General features: G+C 67.4%; 6 protein-coding genes. 2 read left to right on the top strand and 4 right to left on the bottom strand.

The genetic code is table 11. From position 1 onward, the window contains the following. On the bottom strand, positions 1-1,639 hold a 1,639-nt coding region (locus EB084_15070; GenBank protein ID NDD29577.1), incomplete at its 3' end, for a Crp/Fnr family transcriptional regulator. A gap of 283 nt (positions 1,640-1,922) precedes the next feature. Here EB084_15070 and EB084_15065 point away from each other — a divergent pair. Beyond that, entirely contained in the window at positions 1,923-2,108 is a 186-nt protein-coding gene (locus tag EB084_15065) for a hypothetical protein (GenBank protein NDD29576.1), read from the top strand. A 122-nt stretch (positions 2,109-2,230) separates the two neighbouring features. Here the strand turns inward: EB084_15065 and EB084_15060 are convergent, their stop codons facing one another. Then, positions 2,231-3,145: a hypothetical protein gene (locus tag EB084_15060; protein ID NDD29575.1), complete on the bottom strand. Its 915-nt coding sequence runs from the start codon at positions 3,143-3,145 to the stop codon at positions 2,231-2,233. 379 nt (positions 3,146-3,524) lie between these two features. On the opposite strand from EB084_15060, the gene EB084_15055 reads away from it, so the two are divergent. Then, the gene (locus EB084_15055) at positions 3,525-6,323 is read left to right on the top strand and encodes a hypothetical protein (protein NDD29574.1); all 2,799 of its coding nucleotides are present in this window, start codon (positions 3,525-3,527) and stop codon (positions 6,321-6,323) included. 7 nt (positions 6,324-6,330) lie between these two features. Here EB084_15055 and EB084_15050 read toward each other — a convergent pair whose 3' ends face one another. Both EB084_15050 and EB084_15045 read right to left on the bottom strand, forming a co-directional pair. Next, positions 6,331-7,182 carry a hypothetical protein gene (locus tag EB084_15050; protein NDD29573.1) on the bottom strand — a complete coding sequence of 284 codons (852 nt, stop codon included), beginning with the start codon at positions 7,180-7,182 and terminating at the stop codon, positions 6,331-6,333. 105 nt (positions 7,183-7,287) lie between these two features. Continuing rightward, on the bottom strand, positions 7,288-7,938 hold a 651-nt coding region (locus tag EB084_15045), incomplete at its 5' end, for a glycosyltransferase (protein NDD29572.1).

Below are 7,938 nucleotides of genomic sequence, written 5' to 3'. Positions count from 1 at the left end.
TGACGGTAGCGGCTCGCGGCTCGTCGGTGAGCAGGGCGCCTTCGCCGAAGCAGGCGCCGGGCCCCAGCTCGGTGATGGGCTCCTCGTTGCAGGTGACGCGCAGGTGCCCGTCGGCGACGACGAAGAACCGATCTGCCACGGTCCCTTCGGCGATGACGATGTCGTTCGGGCTGCAGCGGACCACGGTCGCCGAAGCGGCCAGATCGCAGATGAGGCTGTCGCACTCCTGCTGGAGGAAGGGCACCCGGAAGAGCAGGTCTTGGCGAACCCGGTCGCCGAGCGCGCGTGCGCGCCACGCTTCTCGCATGACCCGCAGCGCCCGCCCCACCATCTCGCTTCGCTCTCGACCGTAGGCGATGCGCAGGACGTGGTGATACATGAACTGCCATACCGTTGGCATGCGGTGGAAGAATGTCTCGAAGTCGAGGGCATGGACGTTCGATCCCGTCTTGGCGAGGTCGTGCAGACATGCTTGTGTCTCTTCTGGCGGAAGTCCCCATTCTTCGAGGAGTGTGCCGAGGTCGATATCGTTGCTGCCGTCGCGATCGAGCTGCCTGAAGACGAGCTCGGCTCGGTCCCGGTCGGTCACCGCGCGCTCGAAGGCGAGGGCGCTGCGTCCGTGCTGACGCACCGCGTCGATCGACCAGACGCGACGCTGGAAGCCCTCCGCATCGAGCGGGCCCTGCTCGGTCACTTCCCGTGCGTAGGCGTCGAGCACGGCTGGCGAGACGGGCCACACCGCGAGAGCGTGGCGCACGTCGTCGCGGTTGAGGAATCCGTCACCGTCGGTGTCAAGCGAAGCGAACTGGGCGGCGAGCGCGGCCTCGTCGGTCACGGGTTCGATCCCCTCGAGCGGGTGCTCGGAGTGAACGGACGCGGCCGCCTCTCGTTGGCGTTCGTGCACGAAGTCGTGCATCTGGGCCTCGGTGGAGATGTACAGGGTGCGATACAAGAGCACGTAGGTCCCGACGAACCCTACGAGCATGAGGAAGCCGAGGGCACCGAGCAGCGGGGTGAGCATGGTTGCGCCGGCGAAGAGGATCGAGACCGTGTAGCGATTGCCGGCGAAGAGCCCTGTCAGGTCGAAGGTGTAGTAGTAGACGCGACACCAGACATAGATGTTGAATATGATGAATGTGTGGGTCGCCCACATCACCGAGGTGGGATGCAGCAGGAGCTGGGCGGCGCAGAACGCGTGCGTGATGATGCACAGCAGGTATGAGGGGACCATGACGGCGCGGCTGCCGAAGACGATGCGGGTCTGCATGAGTGCCGACGGTACGTGAAAGAAGATGGCGGCGATGGCCGTGATGGAGCCGGCCCACGTTGACGGCCAGAGGCACGCCGTGAGCCCGGCGAACAGCTCCACCGTGCCGGACAGGACGTGGATGCGAAGCACGGCCCGTCGCCAGGGCCGCAGCATGAACTTCGGGTGGGCGGGAATCAGGTGGTGGTAGGTGAGCACCACGACGTTTGCGAGGGCCGACAGGGCGACGAGGGTCCAGACGCTGAGCGAGGGGGGAGTCTCTGGTTGCTGCGCGAGGTGCCAGTAGACGGGCACGGTCAGCGCCCCGAGGGGCGTGAACAGGAGGAGCGCTTTGCGGTAATCGGTCCGAGCAACGGGAGCAGGGGCTATCACGGCGTTTGTCTGTCAGGTCCGGCAGGCGGCGAATCGCGGGCGCTCCAGGGGGGTCCTGAGGCTCCTCCATGTTGGTTGACACGCGAATGGAGGACGGTGCTTCCTTGAAATCGCGAGGAGTTCCTGCCGCCGATGCCGCGTGGAGAGCGTGGCAGCCTGCGCGACCGCGGGGGCACGGAGCCTCGTTCGCCTGCGGTTGTGACGGGGCCGGACGCAACACCGGGTGGAGGAGATCAGACGTTCGTTCGAGGTGTGGTCAAGGGAAGGCGGCTCTCCTGAAGGCATGCGCGTCCGCCTGCCGGTCCTCGGGGAGAAGACCTGCCAGACGCACGCCTTCAACGAGCGGGGCATAGACGAGGTGCGTGGGGTTGGGACTGCTTTGTTGCGGGATAAAGTCTCAGACGCTGGGTGGAACCGTCTGGACGTTCGCCCCAGAGATGTCTTGCAGACCGTAGCTCAGGGCCATTGACACCTGGGCTGGTTGGGGGAACTGGTCCTTCGGCTTGACCGTCTTTGTGGCGGTTGAATCAGCAGGCGTTGTCTGAATCTGTCGTGATGGCGGCGCATCGGCCTGGGCGGGAAGCGCCTTCTCTACGGCTGCACCTTCTTGACGGCTTGCGGGGGAGCTTTCACTACTGAGAGCCCCGCCCATGGGGTGAAGTTGTCTGACGTGTTCTTATCGGTTGCGTTTGGAGGCGGGTTGAGGAAGCCGCGGTACGTGTACTCGCCGGCCACGGGGGGGGCCTGGAACGAGAGGACGTCGACGCGCTCGACGCCAGATTGGGCCGAGCTCGTGATTGCCTTCTGCGAGGTGACGGTCTGCCCGTCCTGGCTCTGCAGATCGACGTGGAACTGGAAGGTTCCCTGGCCCAGTGAGAGCACGTTGCTGTAGGTGATTCTGGCTTCGAGCTTCTGCCCGGGGTAGACCGCGGTGGCGCTCGAGATGGGCTGACCGTCTTTGTAGAGCGCGATGCTCTTGGCATGGAAGTCGCAGGCGGTGTACAGCTTGATGCTGAAGGGGGCTGAGGTGTTGTTCGGGGGACACGCGTCGGGCGTGCAGTCGACCACAGCCACGAATGAGCTTGCGCAGGCGATGATGGGCACGATGAGCTGGACCTGCTGCCCTGGAGCCAGCGGTGGCTGCTGGGGGGACGTGAAGAACTGCACGCCGGTCGCGTTCTTGACCTTCACTGTGTACGGTGCAGAGGCCACGTTGCCCTGATTGCGCACGGTCACCATCGCATTGAGCGGGCTGCCGCCTTCCACCGCGCTGCCTGGCTGCACGGCCCCGCTCTTGGTTGACGAGAGCTCGAGCTTCAAGGCGACGAGATCAACCGTGTCGAGCTTCTTGATGGCGCTCGCGCCCGACGGGTTTGGCGCAGTTGTGGCGTGCTGGGCAGGGCTTCCAGAGGTGCTCTTGATGGTCGCAGAGCCTGGCGCATCGGCCAGGGCTGGCAGGGCCAGCGCGCCCATGAGCAGGGCGGTGAAAAGAGGTTTGAGGTTCATGTCCCGTGTCCTTTCTCGCTCGAAGCACTCGCGCTTCGTGGTTCCTCTGCCCTCAGTCTAGCGCGCTTGCCGAGGACGGTCCGTGATTCGCCTCACGCGGGAGGGTTGCCTGTTCGAGGCACCCGCCTCTGGCAAGCTGGCCGCGAGCAAGCCGCCTCCGCAGAAGGAAAAAGCATGCCGGCCCTATACTACTCCCGGAAATCCCCCTCGAAAGGCTCCCCCCATTCGCTCCCCCCGTCTTCGCGGACTTCTGCTCACCTGTTGCGTAGCACTCTCCCTGTTGCTCGTCGCGGCACTCAGCGGATGTGGCGGCCATCCGCCCGCACCGGGCAGCCCCCTTGCGCCGAGCGGCGGAGATGGCGGGGCACAGGTCGGCGCGGTGCAGGTCGACATCTTCTACCCTACCGCCAAGGCGCCCCACAGGGAGCCGAGCATGGTCGGCAAGCTCACGCCCAACTTCCCCAACACCACCACGGTGCGCGTGAGCGTGGTCGAGGTCGGCACGCGACAGCCCGTGGTGCCGACGGTGACGGCGCAGCGGCCCGCCGGCGCCTCGGAGATGAGCGTGGTGGTGCCCCAGGTGCCGGCGGGCGATTACCGGGTGCTCGTCGAGTGCACCGACGCCCAGGCTCGGAGCGCGGGCTACCGTGCGCCCAGAGCGACGGTGCTCCCGTCGCAGGTCTCCGTGGTGACCATTCGCGGCACCAGCAGCATCGCGCGCATCGATGTGACCCCCGATCACGCGTTGGTGCGCGTGGGGGGAACCGAGGCGTTCACGGCCACGGCCACCCTCACCGACGGCACCGCGGTCGATGTGACCCACGACGCCACCTGGCGGTCGAGCGATGCCGCCGTCGCCACCGTCGATGACGCGGGCGGCGCGACGGGCGTCTCTTCTGGAGCGACTGACATCATCGCCGCTGTGGGAGACACCGCTGGCGTGGCCCATCTCAGCGTGGGCGTCACCGGGCTCGCCGTCACACCGCCCACCGCAACCGTGCAGGTGGGAGAGACCGTGCGCTTCACCGCCACGGCAACCTTTGCCGACGGCTCGACCAAGGACGTGACCGATGATGTCGACTGGAGCACGGGCAGCGCGACGAAGGCCGCGGTCGACAAGGGCGCGGTCATCGGGGTCACCGACGGCACGACCTCGGTCACGGCATCCCTCGAGGGACAGACCGCCTCAGCCCAGGTCGACGTGGTGAGCACCAGCACCCTGGTGGGGATCACCGTGACGCCCTCCACGGTCTCACTCGTCGCGGGGACGAGCCAGCCCCTCACCGCGAAGGCGACCTGGTCGGATGGCAGCACCACCGATGTCACGGGGAGCGCCACCTGGACGTCGGCCAACGCCAACGTGGTCGACGTCGACGGCGCGGGCGTGGTCTTCGGCGTGACGGCGGGAGGCCCCATCACCGTGACCGCCGCGTTCGCCGGCAAGACCGCCGACACGCAGGTGACGGTGACCGGCGCCGTCACCGTGACGGGAATCACCGTCACCCCAACAAACCCCAGCATCGCCGTGGGCGCGAGCCAGCCGTTCACGGCCACGGCCACGTACTCTGACGCCAGCACGCGCGACGTGACCGCGTTCGCCACCTGGGCCTCGGCCGACGAGACGGTGGCCGCCATCAACGACGCGGGTACCGTACTGGGCGTCAAGGCGGGCGGCCCCGTCAACATCACCGCCGCGTTCGGCGGTCAGGTGGGCGGCACCACCATCACGGTCACCTCGCCGGTGACGATGCTTTCGCTGGCCATCACGCCGACCACGTCCAGCCTCTTCGTGAACGACACGCAAGGCTTCATCGCCATCGCCACCTTCTCTGACGCCAGCACGGTCGACGTCACCCGCCAGGTGACCTGGACCTCGAGCGCACCCGCGGTGGCCCCCATCGACAGCAGCGGCATCGCAGTCGGACTCGTTCCCGGGGCCACCACCATCACGGCCACGTTCAACAGCCTCACCGCAACCGCGGCGCTCACGGTGGTGAAGCCCGCCGTCGTGGGCTTCACGGTGGAGCCTGCGACTGCCGTGCGTGGGGTGGGTGACGTGCTCGACTACATCGCCACCGCCCAGCTGTCTGACGGCACCTTCGAAGACGTCACCATCGAAGCGTCGTGGGTCTCGAGCAACCCCCTCGTGGCCGCCATCGATCTGCTCGGGTCCGCGCTGGGCCTGGCGCCGGGAACGACGACCATCACGGCCACCATGGGCGCGCAGAGCGCCGCGGCAAGCCTGACAATCACCGACACCTCTCCCACCCCACCGGCACCAGGCACGGTCGATCTGCTCGTGGCCGATACGGGCAACAACCGGGTCGTGCAGTTGAAGAGCGACGCCACGGGCTGGAAGTCGGTGGGCGAGCTCGGCCAGCAGGGGGCGAACTTCCGCTTCAACCAGCCCCGCAGCGCCGTCTACGGCCAGACCAGCAAGAATCCCGTGGTCTACGTGGCCGATCAGCGCAACAACCAGATCGTGCGCTTCACCGCGTTCAAGCCAGGCCAGTGGACCACCATGGGGGCCACCGGAAGCGGGTTCAACCAGTACAACCGCCCCACCAGCGTCGATCAGTTCCCCGCGCGCTGCGCCAGCGGCGGCAACGTTCTGGTGGCCGACTACGGCAACCGCCGCCTGGTGCAGCTCAACGACACCCACGCCCTGGGCCAGAACCAGCACGTCTCAGACTGGCGCACCTACGCGACGGGTGCCGCGGGCCCGCTCGTGGCGCGGGTGCACCCGACCGGCACGTCGATCACGTATGCCGACAGCAGCAACCGTCTCGTGCGCATCGATGGCATCGGGGGCGGGCACATCACGACCTTCGGCTCTACTGGAAGCGGCCTGTTCCAGTTCTCGCAGCCCGTCGATCTCAAGTTCGACGTTCGGGGGCGCATGTACGTGGCCGACAGCGGCAACAACCGCATCGTGCGGTTCGACGACATGAGCGGGTCGAACTGGGTGGCGTTCGGAACGCTCGGTTCCGGCACGAACCAGCTGCGCCAGCCCTCGGGTCTCGAGGTTCTGGCCGATGGCCGCATCGTGATTCACGACACGGGCAACAACCGCATCGTCACCATCAGCGACATGAGCGGCGCGGGGTGGACCCCCTTCGGAACCCCTGGCGCCGGCGTGAACCAGTTCAACCTGCCGGACGCCTTCGTCGGAAACTGACCGGCGGTCAGCTCCCCGCGGCGCCCTGGCGCTGCTCGAGCCAGCGGGCGAACGCCTGCGGCTGGTCGGTGTTCACCTCGGCGCCGGCATCGACGAGCTCGCTCCAGGCCTGGGGGTTGTCGGGTGCTTCCCAGAAGCGCACCCGAATGCCCTGGGCGTTCCCCTTTGCGGTGAGATCGCGCAGCCGCTCTCGCTCGGCCTCGGGCATGGGCCCTTTGCCGTTCCAGTGAAAGACGTCGCTCCAGCGCGCGCTCACCTGCGGGGTGAGGGTGGGGGAGTGGGAATGGTCGAGATCGCCCAGGGTGCCGTCGATGGCGGTGTAGCGTGTCGGCGCCTGCGCGATGGCGTTGCGCACCTCGGGGGTGGTGCCGCTGATGACCACGTTCACCGCGCCGGGGATTTCGCGGCCGTTCTCGTAACGGGTGAGCATCGATCTGTAGCGCTCGAGCACGGGCGCGATGTTCTTCCAGGCCGACATCTTGTCGCCGTCGCGCTTCTCTGACTTGAGATCGATCATGAGGGTGAGCGGGCCATCGGGCAGCTGGCCGCCAGCGGCGTCGATTTTCTGCTGCAGCGGCTTCAGGTACAGGTCTTCGAGCGCGTCGTGATGCAGGGTGGCCTCGAGGCTGCCGTGCCCCACGAGAAGCGCCGGCTCGCGCCGGAACCCCAGGTCGCCATGGGCCAGCCTCGACAGGCCCGGCCAGTGCCAGCGCACCTGGTTCTGCAGGTGCACATCGACCTCGAGGCCGTCTGCGTGGGCCGCGAGGGCGTCGTCGATGGGGTGGGCGCGATCGTAGTCGTTGTGCGAGTGCAGGAACACGTCGTCGTGCGGGTTTGCAGGGGGGCGCTCGGCTCGCACGCCCCTGCCCGAGCGTCGGCAGGACCGCTCACTCCGGATGGGGGGAAGGCGATTGCCGGGTGGCGCGAGGGGAGCTCGGGGTGAGCTTCAAGCGGTCGGGGTTCATCAGACCTTCCTCCTCAGATCATCGAGTGTGTCGAGCCGAATGCGCTGCGGCAGGCGACCAAGCGGGGGCAGCCACGGCTCCTTGTGGCCGCCGAGGGTATCGTAGCGCTGCAGCTGCGCTTCGCGCTGCGCCTGCAGCGAAGGGGCGTTCTCGAGGGGATGGAGCGCGTAGACGCGGCGCAGCGCTTCTGCGTACTTGTTGCTGGTCGACAGGCTTCCCTGCTCGTCGTAGACCGTGATCATCCAGGTGGGTCGCAGCAGGTACCCGAACTCGCCACGTCGCCCGAGCCGGATGAGGAACTCGAAGTCTTCGGCGACGGGCAGCGAGGGGTCGAAGCGCACGTCGCGCAGCAGCGCGGCGCGGCCCACGACGCTCTGCACCAGCACCGGCTGCCACACGTTCATCACGAGCCCGTTGTAGACCCCGTCGTAGACGTAGAGCGAGTGCACCGTCAAGGCGCCTGCGACGTCACGCTCGACGAAGGCCGCGATGTAGGCCGCGCTGATGAAGTCGCCCGCGTGCGCTTCGAGGGCTTCGACCGAGAGCCGCAGATGGTCGGGCAGATACACATCGTCGTCATCGAGAAACGAGACGTAATCGCCACGCACGGCATCGAGCCCCGTGTTTCGGGTGGCGCTGACCCCCCGGGG

Source organism: Pseudomonadota bacterium (assembly GCA_010028905.1).
Classification (GTDB): domain Bacteria; phylum Vulcanimicrobiota; class Xenobia; order RGZZ01; family RGZZ01; genus RGZZ01.
The sequence above is the reverse complement of the archived record's forward strand: the minus strand, read 5'-3'. Positions and strand labels throughout refer to the sequence as shown.

Bases quoted from the DNA above. Each gene is read 5' to 3' on its own strand.
- EB084_15065 (NDD29576.1), top strand. From the start codon at position 1,923: ATGCGCGTCCGCCTGCCGGTCCTCGGGGAGAAGACCTGCCAGACGCAC.
- EB084_15060 (NDD29575.1), bottom strand. From the start codon at position 3,145: ATGAACCTCAAACCTCTTTTCACCGCCCTGCTCATGGGCGCGCTGGCC.